Raw genomic sequence first — 24,163 nt, forward strand, 5'->3', positions numbered from 1 at the left:
TTTTGTGCAAAAACTGTACTCTGTTGCCAAAAGTACGGCCAGCTTGCTCACATTCCCAAGGTTAAGCGGGATTTAAGGTCTATACCTTGATGTTGATTCCGCTGGTGATTCCCGGCGTTATTCTCGGGATCTCAGTGTTGGTATTCAGCAGCAATATTGCCAATGGGGCAGAGGATCTTTGGGGCTGGGATCTGAACTTCCTGCGTCCCGGGCTGTTGCTGATTGTATTAGGGCAGTTCTCGTTTATTTCGACGATTTGCACGTTGATTATCTCTGCCCGCTTGCGCAAGTTTGACCCGGCCCTGGAGGAGGCGGCACTGAATCTAGGCGCCAGCCGTTTTGATGTGCTGTGGACTATCACATTGCCCTGGTTGCGGCCGGCGTTGATTGGTGCGGCTATCGTCGCTTTCCTGATGTCGTTTGAAAACTTTAATACGACGTTGGTGCTTGTTGGCAGTGATGCACCCCTGACCATCACCATGTTTGACCGGATGCGGGAAGGTTCCACACCGGTATTGAATGCAGTATCCCTTTTACTGATGGTGGCTTCCGGTGGGTTGGCATTGCTAAGTGTTTTTGTTCAACGCAAAGAACCGGATTAATGGCGAGGCTGGCGTCAACGGTCGCACCGTTAGTGCGATAAACTACACTCATCGAACGCTGTCATCAGAGCGTTCGATGAGTAATGCCTAAAGGTCTCTTATTTAGGGTGGGGCGTCATTCTCTGGCCCCGTTCTTTACACATGTCCTTCTATTCCTGTTAAGCGCGGTGGCCATTAACGGTCACTGCACAGCTTATTCATCGGGCACCTATACCGACAGTATTATTGCGCAAGATGCCGGAAATACTGTGACACTCTCTGGCAATATTACGATGAACTATGCCTCTGGTCAGAGTGGTTCTTCTGCGTTGCAGGCCGAGAATGACGGGCGCATCGAGGGCTCGCTGGAGAGCCTGTCCATTCATTTGCTTAAGCCGGATTTAATTGGCATGCAGGCGGAAAGCGGGGGGAAGATCACTCTGACAGGGCCTGTAACCATAGTGGGACAAGAGGTGGGTGTTCAGGGGATTTCAACCTGGGTAGGAGCTGGCGTTGATTTGAAAGGGCCCGTTTCGATCACAAACAATGGCGATTACTCGACGGCAGTGAGCGCACAACCCGGCCGGGTGACAATTGACGGTGCTTTAACAATAGAAAACGAGGGTGAATATGCCCAGGGTCTTTTTGTCAAACATATTGGGGAGCCTGGTGTTGTTACCCTGAATGGGCCGACGAATATTCAGGCCAGTGGATCAGATGCCACAGCGATCATTGGCTGGAACAGCATTATTTATATCCATAATGCGCTAACGGTCTCTGCCAGTGAGAATGCCTACGCGATCCAGACGCTGGGTTCTTCTCAATATGTTTTTCCGCCATCACCGCTTAGGCCGGTGGCTGACGATCCGGCCGTTGCCATGTCCATGACGACGCGCCAAAGCTTTGATGCACAACAGCCTAATCCCCAGGTTATCAAAATTGATGGCAAAATCAGTATCCAGGGGGAATACAACCAGCTGATTCTGGATCTTGGTGCAGGCTCACACATCAACAGCCAGCTGGTAGAAGCGACAAACAAAGGCACATTCAGATTGCACTTCCATCAACCGGATGCGAAATGGACAACCGGTATTGGTTCAACGATTGGTGGCGGTGGGTCGTTGTTACTGGATTTCGTGAATGGCGGAATATGGGAATTACCGTTGGCGGCAGCCAACAGGATGGACAGTGGTTCACCTGTGGCGCCTCTGAATATTGCACGTGATGGTAGTTTTTCCATCCAGGGTCATGGAACCCTGTTAGGCCATGTTGAGACCTTGATGGGGGAAGGTGAACAGGCCACTTACCTGCTAGTGAAAAAAGATATTACAGACAGCCCCTTGTCGCTGGATATTTCCAACCTGACAGCTGTGACTGACCAGAGCAACTATTCGCTCACGTTACGTCAACAGAGTGAGGGGAGTGACGCCTATCTTTATGGCACATTGTCCCATGATTTACCGCTGCCAGAGCCTGATCCATTGCCACCTCCACTTCCTCCTCCTCAGCCTGTGACTGCGTTGCCTGAGAACGCGGCGCTATCGCGATTACTGCCGGTAGCGATGATTGACCAGAGTCTGGCATCGCGTTTGCTCACAGAGATACCCGCGGCAACGGATTGTTATTACGTGCGGAATGCCTGGCAAATGGACAATGTGAGTGGCGGTTGTCCGGCGATCACGAACCCCGGGTTTTTCCCTTGGCTATTTCCGTTTTATGAACACACTCGCGCCAGCCACCTTGACCTTGATAGCAGGGATGTAGGTTACAAGGCCAATCTACGGGGGCTGGCGATTGGGTTGGCGCAGGTCATGGATAACCATCGCTGGGGAATCGGTATCTTTGCGGGTAACGGCGATATTGATTCACGAGGTGATATTCCGGAAACCCGCAGTCACGCCGATTATCGAGGTGGTACGCTGTTTGGTAGCACTGCGTTAAATTCGGTACTGGTGACAGCGAGACTGGTCTTTCTGCATTCGGATCACAATTTACGCCAGTACAGTGATGAATCCCGGTTGACATCTGACAGTGAGATTGACATTTGGGGAGGACAGGCTGCATGGGTGTGGTCTGTGCCATTGGATGTATGGATTCTCATGCCCAGCGCAGGTTTATCGTACTGGCATACTCGTCAGCGCCGTGGCCGGGTGCTGGAGCAGAGAACCGGGCAGGTATACGGCAATGGTTGTAGCACTGAAACGTATTGGGAGCTTCCTCTTGGCTTGTCAGCAAGAGGCAGAGACTTCTTCTCGACCCATACATCAAATATTGCAGTGATACCGGAAGTGGGTGTTCGTTTCACTCCATCATGGGGAGACCGGGAGCTACCGGTCACCGTATGGCGCAATGATCAGCCGACCTTCAAGGTCAGGCAATCCGGTGCTCGCAGGGACAAATATCGCACGGAGGCGAATGTTGGCATGCAGGTGATTGGAAAAAACATGAACAGTGCGGTGCGTTATGGGATGAGTAAATCCAGGCATACATTCTCACAACAGTTAAGTGGTGAGATCACCTGGACTTTCTGATGTATAGCCACCGTTCTTTACCAATATTGCAAGTCATTCGGTTATGTCCTGCGTATCGCAGTTGTTCGCTTGAGCTTTGTGCTCTGATGACGGTGCTGTTGCGTTTTGCGAGTCGTTTTTGTTGTCTTCGTATTCTGTAAGCTCGGTCATGGAGGTTAGATAGTCAGTGGCGGCCTCCAGCAGGCTAATGCGGATTTCTGACAGTTCCTTCTTCATTTTGGCAATCAGGGTTGATCCACTGATAGAGGCACTGTCTGGATCATTCATGCTCACAACACTCTCCAATTCAGCTGTTTGAGTGAGCGTAAATAGTCCACGGTCTGTAGGGGTAATGCCATGACCAGCTTGTCAGTTTCACTGACCTATGCGCTGGCGTTTAGTGTTGCAGTCCTGTTGCGAATTAAGAGAGGAAGGGAGATGGCTTCACATGGTTTTAGAGAGGCAGATACATTCACTCAACTTGCTATTTAAGAAGATAGCGTATTGTTTCTATGGATGAAGTGGCTTAGCAGGAAAGTACAAATAAAAGATGATTTTCAGGATGAAGGGGTAATCAAAATATGCTTTTGTTCGCTGTGGCAACGATCACAATTCCACCAGTATCCCACAGAAAATCCTTAAGAAACAGACTGTTTTTCCGAGGGCGTTTTCCCTAACCTTGAAAGTGACATCGAATAACAACCACAAGCGATGTCGCTGAAAAAACAAAACGGTATGCCATGGAAGAGGGGACGGCGAAGCCCAACCATGGCGTGAAACAGACTGTCGGGTTACAGCGCGCAGATAGGATAGATAACAGGTTTGGAGAGGGGTTAGACGCACGCTCGGCACGTCGTACATATCCGGTTTAATAAAAACCAGAGATTCATTCAGGAAAGACGGGTGGTGAGTATGTCAATATTCCAACATTTCCAGGATCGTTATGACTCCACGGCTCAGGAAGAGATGAGCCTGCAGGAGTATCTGGAACTCTGTAAGAACGACCCCGGAGCTTACGCCAGTGCAGCAGAACGCATGCTGATGGCCATTGGGGAGCCGGAGCTGGTAGATACCTCCCGCGACCCTCGTTTAAGTCGTATTTTTTCCAACAAGATCATCAAGCGCTACAAGGCGTTTGAAGAATTCTATGGCATGGAAGAGGCGATCCAGCAGATTGTTTCCTATTTCCGCCATGCAGCGCAGGGGCTGGAAGAGAAGAAGCAGATTCTCTATCTCCTGGGTCCCGTCGGTGGGGGTAAATCCTCCCTGGCTGAGCGCCTCAAGCAATTGATGCAACAGGTGCCGTTCTATGCCATCAAAGGGTCGCCGGTGTTTGAATCGCCGCTGGGTCTGTTCGACTCCGCTGAAGACGGCGCCATTCTGAAGGAAGAGTACGGTATTCCTGGTCGCTACCTGCGGCACATCATGTCTCCCTGGGCGGTGAAACGCCTGCACGAGTACGGTGGTGACATCACCAAATTCCGTGTCGTGAAATTGTATCCGAGCATCTTGAACCAGGTGGCGGTGGCCAAGACCGAACCCGGTGATGAGAACAACCAGGACATCTCCAGCCTTGTGGGTAAAGTCGATATCCGTCAGCTGGAAGAGTATTCCCAGGATGATCCGGATGCATACAGCTTCTCCGGCGCATTGTGCCGTGCCAACCAGGGCATGATGGAATTCGTCGAGATGTTCAAGGCGCCGATCAAGGTCCTGCACCCACTGCTGACAGCAACGCAAGAAGGTAACTACAACAGTACTGAAGGCCTGGGCGCGATTCCGTTCGAAGGTATTCTGCTGGCTCACTCCAACGAGTCAGAATGGCAGACCTTCCGTAACAACAAGACCAACGAAGCCTTCATTGACCGTGTCAATATCGTCAAGGTGCCTTACTGCTTGCGGGTTGATGAAGAGATCCGAATCTACGAGAAACTGCTCGAGCACAGCTCGCTGCGCTCTGCGCCTTGCGCACCGGACACCCTGCGCATGCTCGCCCAGTTCATCGTGCTGTCCCGTATCAAGGAGCCGGAAAACTCCAACGTCTTCTCCAAGATGCGGATTTACGACGGTGAGAGCCTGAAGGATACCGATCCGAACGCCAAGTCTCTGCAGGAGTACAAGGACGTAGCCGGTGTCGACGAGGGCATGGATGGTTTGTCCACCCGTTTTGCCTTCAAGATCCTGTCCAAGGTGTTCAACTTTGACCCGAGTGAAGTGGCGGCCAACCCGGTTCACCTGCTCTATGTGGTTGAGCAGCAGATCGAACAGGCCCAGTTCCCGCAGGAAGCTTCCGAGCGTTATGTCCGCTTCCTGAAGGAATTCATTGCGCCTAAGTACATCGAGTTCCTGGGCAAGGAAATCCAGACCGCGTACCTGGAGTCTTACTCCGAGTATGGTCAGAACATCTTTGACCGTTACATCACCTATGCAGACTTCTGGATCCAGGATCAGGAATACCGTGATCCGGATACCGGCCACATCCTCGACCGCTCTTCACTCAACGATGAGCTGGAGAAGATCGAGAAGCCGGCTGGCATCGCCAATCCGAAAGACTTCCGTAACGAGGTGGTGAACTTCGTGTTGCGCGCCCGCGCCAACAACGAAGGCAAGAACCCAAGCTGGCTCAGCTACGAGAAGATGCGTTCAGTGATCGAGAAGAAGATGTTCTCCAACACTGAAGACCTGCTGCCGGTGATCTCCTTCAATGCGAAGGGCAGCCAGGACGAGCAGCGTAAGCACAACGACTTCGTGTCACGGATGATGGAACACGGGTATACCGAGAAGCAGGTCCGCCTGCTCTGTGAATGGTATATCCGCGTGCGCAAGTCCCAGTAATGCCTGACACGTGACGTGGGACGACCTGCGTCTCACGTCACCGTGTTACCGCATTCTCTCTACTTCGCACGGGGCCGTATTATGACCAGTATCGTTATCGACCGGCGCCTGAACAGCAAAGGCAAAAGCACGGTGAACCGTGAGCGTTTCATGCGTCGCTATCGCCGCCATATACGCCGCGCTGTGAATGACGCCGTTAATAACCGCTCTATCACTGATACCGAGAGCGGCGAGAAAATCAGTATTTCCAACAAGGATTTGTCGGAACCGTTTTTTCATCATGGCCAGGGTGGACACCGTGAACAGGTGCACCCGGGTAACAAGGAATTTGATACCGGCGACCGCTTCAAGCGTCCGGAGAAGCAGGGGGGTTCTGCTTCCGGCGACGGCGAAGCCAGCGATGGCGGCGGCGGTATGGATGACTTCGAATTCCAGATCAACCGGGATGAATTCCTTGAGTTCCTGTTTGATGACCTGGAACTGCCCAACATGGTTCGAAAGGATCTGAAGGACAGCAATGAATTCCAGACCCGTAGGGCTGGCTTTACCAGTGCAGGTTCGCCAGACCGGCTGAATGTGGTGCGTTCACTGCGCAGCGCCCATGCCCGTCGGATTGCCCTGGGAGGCAAGGATCGTCGTGAGGTTCGTGCGCTCAAACGTGAACTGCGCGAGATGGAGGTCAGTCCGGAGAACACGGATGCAACTCGCGCGCAGGCACTGCGTGATCGTATTGCCGAACTGAATGGCAAACTCAAGCGGCTGCCGTTCATTGATGACTTTGACTTGAAGTTCAACAACCTGATCCGGGTGCCCATGCCGTCGAGCAAGGCGGTGATGTTCTGCGTAATGGACGTTTCTGGCTCCATGACCCGCGACATCAAGGATATGGCGAAGAAGTTTTTCTTCCTGCTGTATATGTTCCTGCAGAAGAACTACAAGGCGGTGGATGTCGTCTTTATCCGCCACCATGCCGAAGCCCGGGAATGTGATGAGCATGATTTCTTCTATGCCCGTGAAACCGGCGGTACTGTTGTGTCATCCGCGTTGTCGTTGACCAGCGAAATCATCGAAGAACGTTACAACCCGAAAGACTGGAACATTTATGTGGCTCAGGCCTCAGACGGTGACAACTGGGAAGCGGATACGCCCAAGTGCACTAAGCTGATCCGGGAGAGCCTGTTGCCGCTGGTCCAGTATTTCGCCTATATCGAAATCACGGATCGCCACCACCAGAACCTGTGGCATGAGTACCGGTCGGTGGAAAGCGACTATGAAGGCCAGTTTGCCATGTCGCATATCCGTTCGGCGAAAGATATCTATCCGGTATTCCGTGAGCTGTTCGAGAAGCGGGAGGCTACCGCATGAGAAAAGAACCTCTCTCGACCGGTCCCGAGTGGACCTTCGAGTTACTCGACAAATACGACAAGGAAATTGCCCGTATTGCTGAAGGCTACAAGCTGGACACCTATCCGAACCAGATCGAGGTGATCCGCTCCGAGCAGATGCTGGACGCGTATGCGTCCACCGGCATGCCGCTGATGTACAGCCACTGGTCTTACGGAAAACATTTCCTGAGCAACCAGGCCAACTACCAGCGTGGCCAGATGGGATTGGCGTATGAGATTGTCATTAACTCCAATCCCTGTATCTCCTATCTGATGGAAGAGAACTCTATGACTATGCAGGCGCTGGTTATCGCCCACGCCTGCTACGGCCATAACTCCTTCTTCAAGGGGAACTATCTGTTCAAAACCTGGACGGATGCTGATTCCATCATCGACTACCTGCTGTTCGCCAAGCGCTATATTTCTGAGTGCGAAGAACGTTACGGTATTGATGCGGTGGAAGATTTGCTGGACGCCTGTCATGCGCTGCAGAGCCACGGCGTTAACCGGTATAAGCGTCCGCGTCCGTTGTCAGCGGAAGAGGAAAAGAATCGTCAGAAGGATAGGGAAGTCTATATCCAGCAGACACTGAACGATATCTGGTCCACCATTCCGAAAACCTTCCGTGAAGAGAAAAAGCAAGAGGAACGGTTCCCGGCACATCCGGAAGAGAACATCCTCTACTTCATTGAGAAACACTCACCGTTGCTGGAAACCTGGCAGCGGGAGATCATCCGCATCGTGCGCAAGCTGGGACAGTACTTCTATCCCCAGAAGCAGACCAAGGTCATGAATGAGGGCTGGGCAACGTTCTGGCACTACAACATCATGAATGACCTGTACAACGAAGGGTTGATCACCGAAGGTGCGATCATGGAGTTTCTGAAGTCGCACACCAACGTGGTGTTCCAGCCCGGGTATGACAGTCCGTATTACAGCGGCATCAATCCGTACGCACTGGGCTTTGCGATGTTTCAGGATATCCGTCGTATCTGCCAGAACCCGACCGACGAGGATCGTCAGTGGTTCCCGGATTTTGCCGGCTGCGACAACTGGCTGGAAATTGTCCATTACGCGATGGAGAACTTCAAGGATGAGAGTTTCATCCTCCAGTACCTGTCGCCGAAGGTGATGCGGGATCTGCGTTTGTTCTCCATTACGGATAATGATACCAACCCTTACCTGGAGGTCGGTGCGATCCATAACGAGCCAGGCTACCGGCAGCTGCGGGAAACCCTGGCGGCCCAATATAACCTGGGCAACATCGAGCCCAACATCCAGGTCTACAGCGTGGATGTGAAGGGTGACCGTTCCATGCAATTACGGCATTTCATGCATAACCGCCAGCCGCTGGACCAGCGCAGCACCCGGGAAGTGGTAAAACACGTGCAGTCTCTCTGGGGGTTTGATGTGAAGCTGGAATCCGTCGACGGTGACGAAATCCTCGCCACCTACCCGCAACCGGAGTCAGATTCGCATAAAGCGGCCTGATTCAGTCGGGGTCTGAGGTTTTTGCCGGGCTTGTCCCGGCTTTTTTGTGGGTGATGGTCGGGAACCTGCAGGGATATTGGCGGTCTAGACTGTTATAGAATGCAAAAAATCGCATGTCGTCAGGGGGCGTTGTGGAGCTATGTGCGCATGGACTGTCATTGACTGCAACAGTCAGAAAGTACCGGACATTGTAGAAACCCTTAAAAACCTGGGTATCACGGCGGAGTGCGTCCTGCTGGACCAGGCGAATGAGCATGACTTCAGATGCCAGTCAGAAGCGGTCGTCATATCCGGTGGCGCGCGCCTATTTACCGATTCCGCGACGCATCACACACTTCTGGAGCAATTTGCCTTCATTGACCACCTGACGGTGCCGGTACTGGGCATCTGCCTGGGGCATCAGGCCATAGCCCTGCGGCATGGTGCGGATGTGTACCTCGGACAAGAGCGCCGTCAGCGTGAAACGGTGGATTTGCTTGATAACCAGCATCCGCTTCTGACTGATCTTGATAGCAATGTCGATTTTGGCACGGATCATTGTGAGGGCGTGACTTTACCAGAAGACTTCCGATTGTTAGGTCGGTCTGCTCACTATGACGTTGAGATTATGGCCTGTCCTGCCGACAGACAGTTTGGGGTGCAGTTTCATCCGGAGATATCCGGAACATCGGGAAACCTGCTGTTTCGGAACTTTGCCCGAATTGTTGCAGCGTTCCATCATCAGCCTCATTGAGGGATGAGCGAATTGCTATGCTGAAAAAATAACGGTTTTCTGGAACACGGGGTGAGAATGAGCGTAAAAGGTGTCGGAGTCAGTAATTCCTCCAGTTATAAAGATTCTGCAATGCCAGCCAAACCGTCCGCAGAGGAAGGTAGCAGGAAAGGCTATGCCGTTAAATCATCGGATGGTGGCACCAGTCAGCTGGGGGACAAGGGTGGTAAGGCCTCCGGTCAGGCGCTGGATTTGAGCAGTCGACAAATCAAGCAATTGTTGAGTACTTTATTTAAATCCCATGGCAAGGAAGCTGACGCACAATTTTATAAAAGTATTCAGACGATCCTTCCCGGAGCAGATAAAAAGACCATCAATCTGTTTCTGGTGAGTCATAAATTAGCCAGTAAAAGTAATAAGGATGATTCTGTCATTATCAAAAGCCTGTCGAATCGTCAGGTGAAAACCAAAATAAAGCTGACCAAAATGGAAATGGGAGAATATGATCTGAAGGCAGCGTCGAGCGCTATGGCCAAGTATATCTCCCAGATTGAAGAGAAGGAGTTAGGCCATAAGAAACATAAGAAAGCGGTGACGGATAAAGTCGAGAAAGCCAAGGCAAAAATGCAGAAGGAGCGGACAGGTCGTGCCGCACCAGGTTCTTTTCATGCGGCGGCAAAAAAACGTGCAACCACCACGACCACAGCCATTGCCAGTAAAGATTGCCTGTTAACGATTGATAGCTATCGCATGAGTGGAAAGAGCTCAAAGAAAAAGAATAAGGAAAAGAAAGTCAACCAACAGCCGTCAGACAAAGATGAGAATAGAGACAATGATCAATGAGTAAACCTGTTGCTACACAGAAAAACAGTGTTCATATGAAATTCTTTTAATTCAATCTTGGATTTTTCCTGTTAATCCATCCCAATTATTTTAATGCCTGCCTGAACTCACCTTGGTGAATGCTGTCCAACAGTCTGTCGTTGTTTGATACGGCGAATGCTTTGGTCTGAATCATTGAGGTTGATTGTATGAAGTTAAAAAATATGCCTGCTTTTCTTTTACTCTTTTTATCTGTTTCCATCGCTCATGCCACCGTTCTGGTAACCGATGATGTCGCGTTTGAATCCAATCATTCCATCATTGCTGAAACATTAAACACCTGCTTGCAGTGGGTAGACAATATGATGGTTGACCGTCAGGGGAGTCAGCCTGATTCCAATATGACGGCTCTGGGGTTGCACCAGAATGTAAAAAATACGGCATGCTACTCAGTGTCTCCTAAGACGGGTTTGACGGAAGCAATATGCACAGAGGATGCTATCAATCTGGAAAATTATGTTTCAGCAAACAGCGACAATGTAGATGCACCACATCACGCAGATATTACCGCTGACTGGATTAATGATCAGACTGATATCGGTGGTAATGAAAATATTCTGGGTGACAATGTCATTCTTACTGTTGATAGCGCTGATACAACCATCACGATACCTGTTGTCGACGCTGAGGATCATGCTCTGTTGTATTATGGGGCGACACTGGTCAATGCCGGGAGTCAAGTTATATTTCCTAACGACAGTTACCCTATCTGGAAAATGCAGTTGGGAAACTATTATGTGGACAACTTTCTTATGACAGATAAGGGCAAAGGCTTTTACCTTGAATACCATCGTGATCGTCCACATTGGCACCAGCCCTTGTCGGAAGATGCTGGCGGTTTTTATCTGCTGGCAAAAGCGGCCGGTGTTAATGCATCAGGTAAGACTATCTATCATCTGACGGGATTCAGAATCCCTTATGGTAAGGCTGTCTATTCCCGGATGGGGGCCATTCATGCGGATCCCGCACTGACGGGCAGTGTATGGGCTGTGGGTTACAGTGATTCGGAAGATTTCTCAACCGCCCTGGTGCGCAACCGTGACGGGCAGATGATTCGCTTTGTACCTGCCCAGTAATGCCGTTGTAGCCGACTAATCGATCATAAATAAGAGCTTTTCAAGGGAACATTCGTTCCCTTTTGTCCTTACAAAGTATGCGTTTTTTTCGTTAAGGAACCATTAAGGTTTCACTCAACATACTGCGCCCGTTTTTCAACATATATCAAATAAGATAGTAATCCGGGGCCAGGAAACATGTTTAAACCGTTTACAGCAAGTGTTCTAGCTGCAGCCTGTATAGCAGCCTCTTCTTCTGCAATGGCCGGTGACTGGTTTGCCGGTGCCGCCATCGGTACTGTCAAGCAAGATATCTCCGTGAAGGAAGGTGGCGAAAAAGCCACGTATCCAAGTGATCGAAATGTTGCCGGCAAACTGGATGATCCTGGTTTTGGTGCGCTGAGACTTGGCCAATACCTGAACGAAAATGTCCGGGTTTATGCCACATTGGGTACCGGTAGCGTAAAAGCCAGTGAAAGCGGTGCTCTCCCGGGCATAAGCTATAAGGAAACCTACAAAGTAGAAAATCGCGAATTCAGTTTCTCTGCCGACTATGTGGATAACTTGTTCAGTATGCAGACAACCAAATATTTTGTTGGTGGTACATTGGGCATGAACCAGATGGAAGCAGAATTCAAAGGTGCGTATCAGGTGTCAAATTCTGCACAGTCTGAGAAAGGATCCAAGAAAGACAACGCCTTGGTGTACGGTGTTCAGCTGGGTCTGATTCAAGAACTCGGTGAGCATTTTTCTGCAGAGCTGGGCTATCGCTATACCAAGATGAACAACTCAGTGAAATTCAACGTCGACGGTGATCAGTATAAGTTCAAGCTTAAAGACCAGAAACTGACTTATCTGGCCATTAACTACCACTTCTGATCTTTGGGTTGTTGTTTTGGATCAGGTCGTTTAACGGCCTGATCTCGGACGACAGGGTTATAATAGAAATGAACCGCGTTTGGCGATGAAATCCGATACAACAGAATGTCCGATGCCGGTTGCGATGCATTTCCCTTTGTACTCCACAACATAGACAGACTTTCCAAGGTAACACCATGAAAAAATTATTAGTCGTTTTATCGGTGACATTGTTGTTTGCCGGCTGCGCCAAACTGACGACGCAAACCCGTTATACCGAAACCGGTCGTGAGATCTTGATCGGCCAGTTTCCACCGGAGCCGGTATCCGAGTGCCGTATGGTGCATAATGAGACGCTCGAGCAGAGCCTGCTTCAGCGCTATACCGATACCGGTATGCTTCTCGGTTTCTATGCGGATTCTGAGCAGACGTTATCGATCGCCGAAGCTAAGGGGGCTAATTATGTCCATATCTATATCCCGCCCAAGAAGCTGTTGTTTGGTGTGATCGACTTGAACTATGACGATAAGCCCAGGGCGACTTACTACGTCTGCAAGCAGATGCCGTTCCGTTAAACCCCGGTGTTTACCTCGATCATTATTACGCTGTTGATCGCCGGAGCCGGATCATGAATGTACTTGTTGTCGAAGATGAAGAACTGTTGCTGCACCATCTGCGCTATCAGCTGGAAAATGATGGACACTGCACGCTCGGTGCAACGGATGGTGAAGCTGCCCGGCATTACCTGATGGATTATCACCCGGACGTTGCCATCGTGGATCTTGGCCTGCCGGGTATCAGTGGTCTGGATTTGATCCGTCAGGTTCGGTCTGAGGGGAATGCCATGCCGATCCTTATCCTGACGGCAAGAAGTAACTGGCGTGACAAGGTCGATGGCCTTAATGCCGGAGCCGATGATTATCTGGTCAAGCCGTTTGAGCTGGAGGAGTTGAAAGCCCGTTTGAATGCGCTGGTTCGGCGTTCGGCGGGTTTCTCACAACCGATGATTGAGGTCGGGCCGTTCAGTATTAACAGTTTGACCAAGACATTTTTTGTCAGCAATGAACCGGTGTCATTGACGGCCTATGAATATGTTTTGATGGAATACATGATGCGCAATCACCAGAAAGTGTTATCGCGCACGATTCTGGAAGATCAGATCTACGGTAATAACCACGGAGCGGACAGCAACGTACTGGAAGTGTTGATCAACCGCCTACGTAAGAAACTTGAAAAGTACTCGGGGATAAACCCGATTGTCACCGTGCGCGGTCAGGGCTACCGGTTTGATCTGCCATGCCACTGATTGAATCCCTCAAGGGGCGCATGACGCTGGCTGTTGCGTCTTTGCTGTTGTTGTTTTTGGGGTTGGTGCTGGCTGCCGTACTCAGTTCGTTCAACAGCACTCTCGACAAAGCTGCCCGGGAACAGCTGGCCGCCAATGCCAACGCCATGCTGGCGGCGGCGGCGCGGGAAGAAAACGGTCATCTGATCATGCCTGAGACGTTGACCGATAATCGCTTTAATACACCCGGTGAAAAGCTGCGTGGTTATATTTACGATGAAAATGGCAGACTGGTCTGGCAGTCCATCTCCACCATGGGGGAAGGCATACCCTATGTACCGGATTTCAATCTGGAAAAACGGGTCACCTTCAACATCATGGAGCTGGAAGGGGAAGAATTCCTGATCTACGAAATTGATGTGCCGGTGGGGCAGGATTCCCTGGGATACAGCTTTGTGACAGTTGTGCCAGCCCAGCGTTATTTCGACATTATCAGTGTCTTTGAAAACCACCTGCTGCTCTGGATGGGTGTTGTTTCTCTGGTCATTCTCGCGACGTTCTGGTTGGCACTCTGGTGGTCGCTGAAGCCGTTTCGCCGGGTCATTCAGCAGATCCGGGAGATTGAATCGGGTTCTCGAGAGCAGCTTGACGGGTATTTCCCATCCGAAGTTCGCTGTCTGACCGGCAGTATTAACACTCTGCTGTTATCAGAAAAAACGCAACGGGAGCGTTATCGCACCACTATGGATGATCTTGCCCATAGTCTGAAAACACCGTTGGTGGTGTTACAGAGTGTTGGAAACACCCTTGGGATTCAGGATGGGCCTGATCGACAGTCGATGCCCGAGCTGCGCCAATCGATGATGGAGCAGATCAATCGCATGAACCAGATCATCGGGTATCACCTGCACCGGGCAGTCACCGGTCGTAAGGGGCTGATGCGTCAGGCTGTACAGGTGTCCCCTCTTGTACATGATCTTTGTCGTACGCTTGATAAAGTCTACAGGGACAAGCAGGTGTCGGTGCAGGTGAACCTGGATGCCGCCTGCCTTTTCCATGGCGATGAAAACGACTTGCTGGAAATACTGGGTAATCTACTGGAGAACGCCTTCAAGTTTTGTCAGCAGCGTGTGCGAATCGGTGGCTATGTACAGCCAGTGGATAACAATGGAAGGGAATCAGGCAACCTGGTGCTGGTGATTGAGGATGATGGCGCCGGGCTTGCAAATGATCAGCGTGAACAGGTGCTTCAACGGGGCGTTCGGGCTGACTGCCTGAGTCCTGGACAGGGTATCGGTCTGGCTGTCGTACTGGATCTCGTGGAGAGTTATGACGGTAAACTGGTAATCAATACCTCGACGATGGGGGGCGCGTTGTTTCGCCTGATTTTACCCTGATCAACAATTCTGCGGCTGACCATTGATTGTTCCAGCCGCAGCGATTCTTGTTTACTCGTCTCTCTCGTGAATATCGACGGCTTCATTGTCTGTCACTTCCATGAGCAGTTTTGACCCTTTAGCGACTTCTTCCTCGGTACCATGCAGCAGTACCAGAAAGCTGCCAGCAGAAAGCGATTGTTCATAGCGTACGATGCTGTCTTTGGGAATACCAAAGCTGGCGAGACCTGCCCCCAGCGCTGAAAGGCCGCCCACTACGGCAGCCCCTTCCAGTCCACCGATAATGGCTGATACCAGTGGTCCGGCAATCACCATGGGGCCAACACCGGGAATCACAAAAAAAGCCGCGCCAAACAGAATGCCCCAGATACCGCCCCAGAAGGCGCCCATTTTTCCCCAGGCTTTCATCCGGTCACCGGTGTTGTAATAACCGACGACATGTTCTTCCGTATGGTAGTCATTACCGACGACCGAGATTTTTTTCATGTCAAAGCCGGCTTTCGACAGACGTTTAACGGCGTCATCGGCGGAATGATGGGTTTTGTAAACCGCGACACAGGTTTTGGGCAGTTGCATGGTGTTGTACCGATGATAGAGAAGGTGATCTCTCTGCTATTAGCAGAAAAGGTTCTGCCGGAGAGTCGTTGGGAAGCAGTAAAAGCAGTTAAAAAAGTAGATGATTTCGTAGATGAGTCAAACGTTCAGAATCATGTCTTCCTGTGCGTGTCTGGCGTTTATGTTGTTAGTTTATTGACGACACTTAACCGGTATTTCAAGCAGTTCCGGCCAGGATTGCTCCCAGCCCGTGTTGTGTCCTGCAGAGGGTTTCACATAACGTGAAAGACAATATTGTTTGCTGAAAGATGACTGGTAGTGATCATAGACTGCTGGCGTAATCACTGTATCTTTTCCACCAATAAAATGCAGCTGCGGTATTGACGCCAACCTGTTGGAAAAATCGATAGGATTGAGGCTGTCAGGCATTGGGCTGACCTTATGAAACTGGTTCACAAATGCTGGATCCAGATTGCCTGCGACAGTTCTTATGGAAATGATATCGGTTCTGCTGGTAGCCATTAGCAGGGCAAGCGTTCCCCCACCGGAAAAACCTATCAGCTCAATATTGCTATATGGTCCTTTTGCTTTTAGCTGATCAAGGGCTTCGTTAAGTGTATCCACCATCGGTTGGCTGTAGCGCAGGCTGGTCCAGACTGGAATTTTGCAGTTTTCACTCGATACAAACTGGCAGGGACGGGCTAGGTAGACACGGTCTGAAAAGTTATCCCGACGCATGAGGTCGATAAGCATCAGGTTATAGGGTGTTGGATCCAGTGAAGGACGGCGGCGACTGGCCCAGGCATGCCCATCACCTTCAATGTAAACCCGCAGCGTCTGGCCTTGTGTCGACAACACTTGGAGTGTTTGCAGAGGAAAGTAGCGGGTCTGCAAAACCTCAGGGTAGGCGTCCAGTGAAGATGAAAGATGGTTCACCATCAGGTTATCACGGTGTGATAAGCACCCGGTCAGCAACAGGCCCAGGAACGATAATAAAAAGAAACGCAGTGCCGGCATTGTTGAAGATTATTGTCATTGGCCTTTTGATGGCAGTTTAACGGGAGGACAGGTGTCCCGTCACGGTTCCTTACTCTATATTGTTCGCCCTGCCGGGATAAAATACCCTCTTATATTAAGACTCAGTGCTTGTAAGGAACCCCGTGACCATCACCATTATCGCGGAAAAGCGTGACCAGGCGCAGCAGATTGCGACGGCTATGGGCTGGCGGATGCAGAAGGATCTGGCGACCGGTACGCTGGAAGGGCAGCCGGTAGCGCTGGTCTGGGCGTCTGGCCACCTGCTGGAAATCCGTGAACCCCAGGAATTGAAGCCGGATGCCTCCTGGAACAATCCTGCCACCCTGTTGCCGATCCCCCGCCAGTTTGATCTGCGGCTGACACGCCGCAGCAGTCGGGGGAAAACACCGGCGCAATACTACAAAGTCATTCGGGATCAGCTCCGGCAGGCCAGCGAAGTCATTGTCAGCACTGACCCTGACCGTGAAGGCACCGCCATTGCCTGGCATCTGCTGGAAGCCTGTCGCTATTGTGGCCCGGTGCGTCATGCCTGGCTGGTGGACGGGCTGGACAGACAGGCTGTGCGTAACACGTTTGCGCGACTGAAAGGCGGCGATGAAATGAAGTCATGGTTCCGGGCATCAGAGGCCCGGGCGAGGGCTGACTGGAGCTACCAGTTCGCAGTACGAGCGCTGACCTTTTATGCCCGGGGCGGCGCCATGGGGCCGAACCTGGGACAAGGTGGAGGACGTGAATCAGTTGTTTCGGTCGGACGGGTGCAGACGCCCACGCTGGCACTGGTGGTAGAGCGTTGTCGTGAAATCCGGAATTTTGTGCCGAAAGATCACTTCCTGATTAACGGGCATTTTGCGGTTTCTGCGCAGTTGATAGAGGCTCGTTACCATCCCCCTGTCACGGCAGAGATCATGGATGTTGCACCCGTCGGTGTCACTTGGGAACCCAGTCGTCGTATTGCCAAAGACGGCGACCCGGAACCGCTGGACACGCCATTGTTCACCGGCGAACACGAAGTACAGGCGTTCAAGCAGCGGTTGCTGCAGGCGGGCGATCAGGCAACAGTTATTCAGAACAAAGAACGCAACAGTCAGCGTAACCCTCCATTGCCGTGTGATCTGGCTGAGTTCCAGGCGGAGATGCACAACGTTTGCGGTATGACGGCTGCTGCTGCACAGAAAGTGCTGGAGAAACTCTATAATGATGGACTGGTCACGTACCCCAGAACAGAACATGCAGAGTTACCGGATTCACTGTATGCGCCTGATGAGCGCAATCCGGTACTTGAGCACTTGACGCAGTTGCCTGAATTTTCCCGGCAGGCACAGATGGCTCGTGATATACACGACGGAAACCATCAACGCTATCCCGCCAGGAAGCCAGCCTGCTTCACCAGCAAGCCGATGGAACACTATGGCATCATTCCTACCCGCAAAGCGGCCAATCTGTCGTCCATGAGCCGTGAGGCGCAGATGGCGTATCGCATTGTGGCAAGGCGCTATATTCAGACGCTTTGGCCCGCGGCCAGCCTGCGGGAGCAGAAACTGGCATTTCAGGTTCCGGTGACGGATATGCTGGGGCATGCGGCAAGTCGTTTTACGGCTTCTCGTACCGAGGTGGTTGATCCAGGCTGGATGCAGGCTTTTCCTCGTCGTGATGATGAGCAGGCTGAAGCGTCTTATCAGGCGATTGTTGCGGCACAGCAGGGGATGCCGGCACCCTTGAAGCAGGTGGACACCGTGACCCGCACTACACGACCACCGGCGTATTACACCGATCGTACATTGATCAAGGCAATGAAAACGGTGGGACGTTTTGTCAAAGATCCGCAACTGCGGCGTATCCTGCGGGAAAGTGCTGGTATCGGTACGCCAGCGACCCGAAGTACCATCCTTGAAACCTTACTGGCACGTAAATTCATTGTGCGTAAAGGCAGTCGTCTTGAGTCAACGGCCAGTGGTGAATCGCTGGTGGAGTGGCTACCGGTCTGGATGACCAGTGCTGAAACGACAGCTGTCTGGGAGGATTACCTGACCCGGGTGTGCGAATTGCGGAATGATGACAACCTGGCCTGTGAAAAGCGGGATCGTTTTGTTTACCGGCAAATTGACCGGTTAGAGAACTGGTTGCAGGAATTGCAGGGTTCGCTGTCGGATAAAGTCAGTGTCCAGAGTCGTACGCGTTTTTCCGGCAGTGGTACGCCAACACCAAAAATGGTGGCTTATGCGCGTAGTATCAGCCGGCAGGCGGGTGTGCCGTTACCCGATAATGCGCTGACGGATCGGCGGGCCTGCAGTACGTTTATTGATACCCATCAGGCTCAGGCGTCACAGAACCGTGCACCGACACCTAAAATGCTGGGGCTTGCCCGAAAACTTGCGCAGGAGCGACAGTTGACTTTGTCAGACGATATTACCTCTAGTTTTGAGGCATGCCGGGTCTTTATCGACAATCAGCTGGGTAATCGACAACAGCAAACCTCCGGTAATAAACCGGGTCAGACAACCCGTTCCCGACAGGCAACAAAGCAACAGAGGAAGGGGGCACGGTGACGAATAAAACGATTGTTCTCGCAGGGGGCGGCCATGCTCATGCCTTATTGTTGCATCAGTTGATCCGTAAACCCCTGCCTGATGCACAGGTGGTGATGGTGTCGCCTGATCGATATACCCCGTATTCCGGCATGTTGCCAGGATTGATTGCCGGGCAATACCAGCCCAATGAAATGCATATCAATTTGGCGGAGCTGTGTCGTCTTGCAGGGTGTGAGTTTGTTAAGGGGCATGCCGTTAAACTGGATGCTGACAATGCCATTCTCAGTATCGATGGCGGCCGAGGTTTTCATTATGACTGGTTATCCATCAACACCGGTTCATTGCCACAGAGTCCCGAGGGTTTTGGTCAGTCTGACCGGGGTATGACCGTGATAGGTGTGAAACCTGTTAAGCAATTCCTGTCATGGTTGGAAGATCTTGAAGTGCAGCTACCGGTCTTGCCGTATTTTGCGCTTGGAGTGCTGGGGTTGGGGGCCGCAGGTGCCGAAGTGGCGTTGGCGCTTGAGCAGCGTCTCTGTCAGCGCTTTCCCGGTGTTACCACCCATCTGGTGGGAGCCGGTGGATTATTGTCCGGGTATCCCCTCACCGTACAACAGTATGTCCGTGAGCAACTGGTTGCTCGGAATATACGGCTGCATGAAAATGTTCAGGCGTCTCTGGTTCCGGGTGGCTTGCAAAACGGGCAGGGTAAAACAATATTCCTGAATGCAGTAGTGCTGTGTACTTCGGCACGACCTGATGGCTGGTTGCAGGGCAGTGGCCTCTCGCTTGATGAACAGGGCTTTGTACGGGTGGACAATGCCCTGCGCTCACTCAGTCATCCAAATGTCTTTGCTGCCGGTGATATAGCAACGCTGTCGTCACAACCACATCCGAAATCAGGTGTTTATGCCGTTCGCCATGCCGCAGTACTGGAAGTCAACCTGCGACATCTGCTGATGGGCAAACGCACTATCGCCTATAAGCCACAACGCCAGTCCCTGGCACTTCTTAACATGGCGGATGGTCGTGCGATTGGGGCACGGGGAGCTGTCACTGTGTCGGGACGCTGGGTCTGGCATTGGAAGCATTGGCTAGACCAGCGTTTCATGAAACAGTTTCCCCGTGGGTTTCTGCGGTAACCTAGTTATTGGTGTCTTTTTCTATACTGATGTCCTGATGGTTTTTGGCGTCGGGTTTGATGGCCAGAATGGAACAATCGACCCCGGCAAAGACGTTTTCTGCCGTATTGCCAATAACAAAGGCGGCCAGCCCGGTTCGTCCCGCTGTGCCCATGATTATCAGGTCAGCCTTGATGGATGCTGCCAGCTTCTGGATTTCGTGGGATGCACGGCCTCTTACCAGGTGGCATTGTGCCGCATCACCGATGCCGTTGGTGGTGACCAGGGCGTTGAGACGATCCTGGTTGGTGGTTTCCGTTTCCTTCAGCAGTTCATTGACCTGCTCGCGGGACATATTGATGAAAGGCCCCTGAAGGCGATCTTCACCATAGAGGTCCCAGACATGCAGTACATGCAGGCTGGCTTTTTCCTGCAGGGCCAGGTGGTCTGCGCAGGCCAGCAGTTTTCGGTTGAGGGCGATTTGTTCCGGCGTATCGGTGCTGGTGTCGAGGGCGACGAGAATGACGGGCGTCTGTGACGTTTGTGTGTTGTTTTCATCCTGCATCATCCAGACCGGGCAGGGGCAGCGTCGTAACAGGTTCAGGTCATTGCCTGTCAGTTGTCGTCTGTTAAAGACGCCACTCGGCTCCGCCAGTTTGACGACAAGATCATATCCCTCGGTTTCCACCAAGCGGATTATTTCGTGAAATGGATGGCCGCAGATCTGCCGTGTGGTCACTGATATGCCTGCGTCCATGGCGGGTTGTGCGATGGCCAGCAGATGTTCATCCCAGAAGGACTGAAAGTCATCCCGTGAGAGCAATGGGTTTTCAAACCAGGCCGGCTGAACAATGCTAACGAAGGTCAGTTCTGCCTGGTTGTCGGCTGCCAGAGTAATGGCTTGCGACAGTTCCGCCTTGCTGGTATGGGCGTTGGTAATGGCGACCAGAATTTTTCTGAATTCCTGCATTCGGTTCTCCTCCCCGTTTATTCTCATGGTAGTGACTGCATCACTGTTTCGGGTTGACGGGCATCAATGACCGGAATACTGACTTGGTGCCGGTTAGCTTTCTGATAGTATTCAGTGGTCGGGTTATTTACCGATACTACAGGGAACGGTGATGTTCGTCAGTGGAGAAGTTGTATGTCGTTTTATCGCTGGCAGGGTAAAGACCTTGTGATAGCCTGTCATTTGCAGCCCAGGGCCAGTAAGGATGAGTTTGCCGGACTGCATGGCGACAGCCTGAAAATCCGGATCAAGGCGCCGCCGGTGGAAGGCAAAGCCAATGTATACCTGATGAAATTTCTGGCGAAATGCTTTGGTGTTTCGCGCCGGAATATTGAGATTATCGGGGGAGAGTTGAGCCGGGAGAAGCGTATCCGGATTATTGCGCCAGCTACACTGCCGGAAGCGCTGGGCATTGAGACTGGCGAATAACGACAGAAACTGTTGTACTATTTATGAGCAGTGCGGTTTTTATGGATAATGTACCGAAAGCTTGGGAAACGACACTGAAATGGATAGCATGATGATTGAAACCCAAATCCCCTATATCGCTATTGTCGTTTGTATCGCACTGTTGGCGACCCTAGCAGTGGCCGTCGTCTCGCGCATACGCAGGGACACCGGCGTGCATATTCGCAAACCATTCTTTGATGGTTCGGAACGTTCATTCTATGGCCTGCTGGATGTGGCAGTAAGGGAGCATTTCTGTCTGTTCCGAAATCCTGTGCTGGGTGAAATACTCTTTACCGATGAACAGCAGCGACCGATGTCTGCACGCTTTCGAAAGGCTCGTGTTGATATCCTGTTGTGTGAACGTCGCTCACTGGCGCCACGTTGCGCAATTCTGCTGGCGGATCGCAGTACCAAGAAAGGACGTCGGCGCATTGATCAGATGCGGGTCTGGTTTGACAAGGCTGGCCTTCCGCTGCTGGTCTATGAGACAGGTGGCCTGCTGGATGTACGGACATTACGGGATGATGTTTATATCGCGACGGGTATTGAGCACGGCAATCAGGGTAGCGAAGTGATCGGCTCTGCTTCCGTACGCAAGGCTGTCAGTGAACAACCGAAGCAGCCTGAAACCCGGATTTGCGGCAAGTGTGGCGGCGGCATGGCGCGTCATACCCTGAAGCAAGGGAAGCATGCCGGGCGTGAAGCCTGGATCTGCAGCAGTTATCCTGAGTGCCGCACGGCGGTTATGATTCCCGGTAAAATATCCAACTAGATGTCCAAGGTAGTTTCAGCGTGTTTAGAAACTGCCTTCTCCTTGCTCCTGTTAAAACGCTCGAATAATCCTGACTTATTTAGACATGCGAAGTTGGTCAGACTGGCTTCCCCGCTTTGTTCGATAGACTAAGTGCAGCCACCGTATGATATTCATAATTTCATAATCTAGGCTTGAGTTTCCCCCATGGAGAGGCCATTACTGAAATCTCAATGTGACAAGCATCGGATGATGTAGTTTCCTTAGCGTTACTGGTTATGTTGATGGCTACTCCCAACGGTTTGAGAGTAGCGTGTTTTCCTTTATGCGTCTGTCGACGTAAGGGTTACGCTTTCCGGTAATCTGGCCTATTCGCTTGTCCCGTTCTTCTTCCCACGCAGACACCGGCCAGGTACGGTCCCAGGCTTCATATAGCTTACGATCCTGCGGGCTTAGTCGCAGTTTGTATTCATCGGCCATGTACAGGTAAATTCTGGCGATCATGCCCCGTGTTGCCGGTGGAGGCTCCGCCTTTCTTGCTTTGAAATCGACCTTGAAGGCACACTGGCCATATTGTCCCTGGGTTTGTGGCAACAGGCTGAAGCGGTAATTTGAGCGGTCGCCGTTGATCTCACCAACAGCTGGCACCAGGTTGTGTAAGTCCGCTTCCATGGTTCGAAATTGCTGGCTTTTCTTTGAGCAATTCTTGCGGCCTCCCTGTTGCCAGCATTGCAGCTGGTGGCCAAAGTTCCAGGCGGGAACCACATGCTCCCACTCTACGCGTGATGCGCGTTTTTCCTGTTTGCGAACCTGATAGCCACAGGCGTTGAGGTCGGGTATCAGCTTTTTGCCCTGTTGGTATTGCGGGCAGCCGCAGTAGAAAGTGAAAGGGTTGTCCTCGTATAACCTGGCAGCCACCTTCTTTGCCTGACTAAAGGTTTGTGGAGGCTGGATGGTATTGCTTACGTAGGCATAGGCGGAATGCGACAGTAGTGTCAGCAACACGACTGCGAATAAGGAACGTCTCATTATTTAACGTCTTATGTCTTATATGGCAGGCAGTATTTTTCCATTACTGACCAGGCAATAAAAGACATTTGACGTTATTAACAAGATGAATAAAAAGGGTTGATCAAAATAAACACATGAAAAATTGCTTCTTGGCTTTTCGTCAGGAGCAACGCAGAGGCAGTTTGATACAACCTGATACAGTTATGACAACTTACCCATGCATTCATTGATCATGATGCCTATAGAGTATGGATTGCGTTGCAAAACGGGATGTGTCATAGAGGTTTCAAAGAGGAATCAAAGCATGAATTTTCATCGTTTGTCGCTGTTTGTGGTTCCGTTGTTACTTTTTGGGATTTCAGGCATTGCTCATACCGCACCGATGCACGGTGTGGGGCCTGGACATCGGCACCCTGCTTATCGCCCTGGACCCCCAGTGGTCAGACCCGCACTTGGTGTGAGGGTGGCAGTTCTTCCCGTTGGCTGGCGGTCACTGGTGGTTACCGGTGTTACCTACTACGTGGCCGACAACGTGTATTACCAGCGTCAGGGGAATACGTATATTGTGGTCGAACCACCGTCTACTGTTGTGGTGCCCGTATCGTCTCCTGCTCCTGGTATGCATGAAGTGATCTGGCAAGAGTTTTCCGGACACTTTTTTACGCTGCCTTGGCAAGTTCCTGTTCATACTTGAAAGGTGCCAAGTAGC

General features: G+C 51.6%; 22 protein-coding genes. 17 read left to right on the forward strand and 5 right to left on the reverse strand.

The features are described 5' to 3' along the window. Positions 1-89 precede the first annotated feature (89 nt). Both ABD892_RS18315 and ABD892_RS18320 read left to right on the forward strand, forming a co-directional pair. The gene (locus ABD892_RS18315; RefSeq protein WP_345197479.1) at positions 90-602 is read left to right on the forward strand and encodes an ABC transporter permease; all 513 of its coding nucleotides are present in this window, start codon (positions 90-92) and stop codon (positions 600-602) included. A gap of 107 nt (positions 603-709) precedes the next feature. Then, positions 710-3,112 carry an autotransporter outer membrane beta-barrel domain-containing protein gene (locus tag ABD892_RS18320; protein ID WP_345197452.1) on the forward strand — a complete coding sequence of 801 codons (2,403 nt, stop codon included), beginning with the start codon at positions 710-712 and terminating at the stop codon, positions 3,110-3,112. Between the two features lie 33 nt (positions 3,113-3,145). Here the strand turns inward: ABD892_RS18320 and ABD892_RS18325 are convergent, their stop codons facing one another. After that, on the reverse strand, positions 3,146-3,379 hold the full coding sequence (locus tag ABD892_RS18325; RefSeq protein ID WP_345197453.1) for a hypothetical protein: 234 nt from the start codon (positions 3,377-3,379) through the stop codon (positions 3,146-3,148). Positions 3,380-4,003: 624 nt separating this feature from the next. Between ABD892_RS18325 and ABD892_RS18330 the strand changes: the two genes are divergently transcribed. The 10 genes from ABD892_RS18330 to ABD892_RS18375 all read left to right on the forward strand — a co-directional run bounded on the left by ABD892_RS18330 (position 4,004) and on the right by ABD892_RS18375 (position 14,991). Then, positions 4,004-5,926: a PrkA family serine protein kinase gene (locus ABD892_RS18330; RefSeq protein WP_345197454.1), complete on the forward strand. Its 1,923-nt coding sequence runs from the start codon at positions 4,004-4,006 to the stop codon at positions 5,924-5,926. A gap of 81 nt (positions 5,927-6,007) precedes the next feature. Continuing rightward, positions 6,008-7,291 carry a YeaH/YhbH family protein gene (locus ABD892_RS18335; RefSeq protein ID WP_345197456.1) on the forward strand — a complete coding sequence of 428 codons (1,284 nt, stop codon included), beginning with the start codon at positions 6,008-6,010 and terminating at the stop codon, positions 7,289-7,291. Next, positions 7,288-8,802: a SpoVR family protein gene (locus tag ABD892_RS18340; RefSeq protein ID WP_345197457.1), complete on the forward strand. Its 1,515-nt coding sequence runs from the start codon at positions 7,288-7,290 to the stop codon at positions 8,800-8,802. Before ABD892_RS18335 ends, ABD892_RS18340 begins: the two co-directional genes overlap by 4 nt. 139 nt (positions 8,803-8,941) lie before the next feature. Next, complete coding sequence (locus ABD892_RS18345) at positions 8,942-9,535, forward strand: glutamine amidotransferase-related protein (protein WP_345197458.1); 594 nt, start codon at positions 8,942-8,944, stop codon at positions 9,533-9,535. 57 nt (positions 9,536-9,592) lie between these two features. Continuing rightward, complete coding sequence (locus ABD892_RS18350) at positions 9,593-10,357, forward strand: hypothetical protein (RefSeq protein ID WP_345197460.1); 765 nt, start codon at positions 9,593-9,595, stop codon at positions 10,355-10,357. A gap of 188 nt (positions 10,358-10,545) precedes the next feature. Beyond that, positions 10,546-11,472, forward strand: a complete 927-nt coding sequence (locus tag ABD892_RS18355) for a hypothetical protein (protein WP_345197461.1) — start codon at positions 10,546-10,548, stop codon at positions 11,470-11,472. 177 nt (positions 11,473-11,649) lie between these two features. Further along, a complete protein-coding gene (locus ABD892_RS18360; RefSeq protein WP_345197463.1) occupies positions 11,650-12,330 on the forward strand; it encodes an outer membrane beta-barrel protein in 681 nt (226 codons plus the stop codon). 176 nt (positions 12,331-12,506) lie between these two features. Then, positions 12,507-12,884 (forward strand): hypothetical protein, encoded by a 378-nt coding sequence (locus tag ABD892_RS18365; RefSeq protein ID WP_345197464.1) that lies wholly within the window; start codon positions 12,507-12,509, stop codon positions 12,882-12,884. 53 nt (positions 12,885-12,937) lie between these two features. After that, positions 12,938-13,615: a response regulator gene (locus ABD892_RS18370; protein ID WP_345197465.1), complete on the forward strand. Its 678-nt coding sequence runs from the start codon at positions 12,938-12,940 to the stop codon at positions 13,613-13,615. After that, positions 13,606-14,991: an ATP-binding protein gene (locus ABD892_RS18375; RefSeq protein ID WP_345197467.1), complete on the forward strand. Its 1,386-nt coding sequence runs from the start codon at positions 13,606-13,608 to the stop codon at positions 14,989-14,991. The genes ABD892_RS18370 and ABD892_RS18375 overlap by 10 nt, the downstream gene beginning before the upstream one ends. A 51-nt stretch (positions 14,992-15,042) precedes the next feature. Here the strand turns inward: ABD892_RS18375 and ABD892_RS18380 are convergent, their stop codons facing one another. Continuing rightward, the gene (locus tag ABD892_RS18380; protein WP_345197468.1) at positions 15,043-15,567 is read right to left on the reverse strand and encodes a general stress protein; all 525 of its coding nucleotides are present in this window, start codon (positions 15,565-15,567) and stop codon (positions 15,043-15,045) included. Positions 15,568-15,738: 171 nt separating this feature from the next. Next, positions 15,739-16,563, reverse strand: coding sequence for an alpha/beta fold hydrolase (locus tag ABD892_RS18385; RefSeq protein WP_345197469.1), 825 nt, complete (start codon positions 16,561-16,563; stop codon positions 15,739-15,741). A gap of 143 nt (positions 16,564-16,706) precedes the next feature. On the opposite strand from ABD892_RS18385, the gene ABD892_RS18390 reads away from it, so the two are divergent. Next, positions 16,707-19,130, forward strand: a complete 2,424-nt coding sequence (locus ABD892_RS18390) for a DNA topoisomerase (protein WP_345197470.1) — start codon at positions 16,707-16,709, stop codon at positions 19,128-19,130. Further along, complete coding sequence (locus tag ABD892_RS18395) at positions 19,127-20,254, forward strand: FAD-dependent oxidoreductase (protein WP_345197471.1); 1,128 nt, start codon at positions 19,127-19,129, stop codon at positions 20,252-20,254. Before ABD892_RS18390 ends, ABD892_RS18395 begins: the two co-directional genes overlap by 4 nt. Before the next feature lies 1 nt (position 20,255). Here the strand turns inward: ABD892_RS18395 and ABD892_RS18400 are convergent, their stop codons facing one another. Then, on the reverse strand, positions 20,256-21,203 hold the full coding sequence (locus ABD892_RS18400; RefSeq protein ID WP_345197473.1) for a universal stress protein: 948 nt from the start codon (positions 21,201-21,203) through the stop codon (positions 20,256-20,258). Between the two features lie 174 nt (positions 21,204-21,377). On the opposite strand from ABD892_RS18400, the gene ABD892_RS18405 reads away from it, so the two are divergent. Together ABD892_RS18405 and ABD892_RS18410 are read left to right on the forward strand one after the other, a co-directional pair. Then, positions 21,378-21,671, forward strand: a complete 294-nt coding sequence (locus ABD892_RS18405) for a DUF167 family protein (RefSeq protein ID WP_345197474.1) — start codon at positions 21,378-21,380, stop codon at positions 21,669-21,671. A 91-nt stretch (positions 21,672-21,762) separates the two neighbouring features. Continuing rightward, positions 21,763-22,464: a DUF2726 domain-containing protein gene (locus tag ABD892_RS18410; protein WP_345197475.1), complete on the forward strand. Its 702-nt coding sequence runs from the start codon at positions 21,763-21,765 to the stop codon at positions 22,462-22,464. Positions 22,465-22,731: 267 nt separating this feature from the next. Here ABD892_RS18410 and ABD892_RS18415 read toward each other — a convergent pair whose 3' ends face one another. Beyond that, positions 22,732-23,472, reverse strand: coding sequence for an endonuclease (locus ABD892_RS18415; protein WP_345197477.1), 741 nt, complete (start codon positions 23,470-23,472; stop codon positions 22,732-22,734). 286 nt (positions 23,473-23,758) lie between these two features. On the opposite strand from ABD892_RS18415, the gene ABD892_RS18420 reads away from it, so the two are divergent. Next, entirely contained in the window at positions 23,759-24,148 is a 390-nt protein-coding gene (locus ABD892_RS18420) for a DUF6515 family protein (RefSeq protein WP_345197478.1), read from the forward strand. Positions 24,149-24,163: the final 15 nt, after the last annotated feature.

Origin of the sequence: Kistimonas scapharcae, from assembly GCF_039540975.1 — a bacterium.
Taxonomy (GTDB): Bacteria; Pseudomonadota; Gammaproteobacteria; order Pseudomonadales; family Endozoicomonadaceae; genus Kistimonas; species Kistimonas scapharcae.

Excerpts from the sequence above, each read along its gene's own strand:
- ABD892_RS18315 (WP_345197479.1), top strand. The coding sequence starts at position 90 with ATGTTGATTCCGCTGGTGATTCCCGGCGTTATTCTCGGGATCTCAGTG.
- ABD892_RS18325 (WP_345197453.1), bottom strand. The coding sequence starts at position 3,379 with ATGAATGATCCAGACAGTGCCTCTATCAGTGGATCAACCCTGATTGCC.
- ABD892_RS18330 (WP_345197454.1), top strand. The coding sequence starts at position 4,004 with ATGTCAATATTCCAACATTTCCAGGATCGTTATGACTCCACGGCTCAG.
- ABD892_RS18335 (WP_345197456.1), top strand. The coding sequence starts at position 6,008 with ATGACCAGTATCGTTATCGACCGGCGCCTGAACAGCAAAGGCAAAAGC.
- ABD892_RS18340 (WP_345197457.1), top strand. The coding sequence starts at position 7,288 with ATGAGAAAAGAACCTCTCTCGACCGGTCCCGAGTGGACCTTCGAGTTA.
- ABD892_RS18345 (WP_345197458.1), top strand. The coding sequence starts at position 8,942 with ATGTGCGCATGGACTGTCATTGACTGCAACAGTCAGAAAGTACCGGAC.
- ABD892_RS18350 (WP_345197460.1), top strand. The coding sequence starts at position 9,593 with ATGAGCGTAAAAGGTGTCGGAGTCAGTAATTCCTCCAGTTATAAAGAT.
- ABD892_RS18355 (WP_345197461.1), top strand. The coding sequence starts at position 10,546 with ATGAAGTTAAAAAATATGCCTGCTTTTCTTTTACTCTTTTTATCTGTT.
- ABD892_RS18360 (WP_345197463.1), top strand. The coding sequence starts at position 11,650 with ATGTTTAAACCGTTTACAGCAAGTGTTCTAGCTGCAGCCTGTATAGCA.
- ABD892_RS18365 (WP_345197464.1), top strand. The coding sequence starts at position 12,507 with ATGAAAAAATTATTAGTCGTTTTATCGGTGACATTGTTGTTTGCCGGC.
- ABD892_RS18370 (WP_345197465.1), top strand. The coding sequence starts at position 12,938 with ATGAATGTACTTGTTGTCGAAGATGAAGAACTGTTGCTGCACCATCTG.
- ABD892_RS18375 (WP_345197467.1), top strand. The coding sequence starts at position 13,606 with ATGCCACTGATTGAATCCCTCAAGGGGCGCATGACGCTGGCTGTTGCG.
- ABD892_RS18380 (WP_345197468.1), bottom strand. The coding sequence starts at position 15,567 with ATGCAACTGCCCAAAACCTGTGTCGCGGTTTACAAAACCCATCATTCC.
- ABD892_RS18385 (WP_345197469.1), bottom strand. The coding sequence starts at position 16,563 with ATGCCGGCACTGCGTTTCTTTTTATTATCGTTCCTGGGCCTGTTGCTG.
- ABD892_RS18400 (WP_345197473.1), bottom strand. The coding sequence starts at position 21,203 with ATGCAGGAATTCAGAAAAATTCTGGTCGCCATTACCAACGCCCATACC.
- ABD892_RS18405 (WP_345197474.1), top strand. The coding sequence starts at position 21,378 with ATGTCGTTTTATCGCTGGCAGGGTAAAGACCTTGTGATAGCCTGTCAT.
- ABD892_RS18410 (WP_345197475.1), top strand. The coding sequence starts at position 21,763 with ATGATTGAAACCCAAATCCCCTATATCGCTATTGTCGTTTGTATCGCA.
- ABD892_RS18415 (WP_345197477.1), bottom strand. The coding sequence starts at position 23,472 with ATGAGACGTTCCTTATTCGCAGTCGTGTTGCTGACACTACTGTCGCAT.
- ABD892_RS18420 (WP_345197478.1), top strand. The coding sequence starts at position 23,759 with ATGAATTTTCATCGTTTGTCGCTGTTTGTGGTTCCGTTGTTACTTTTT.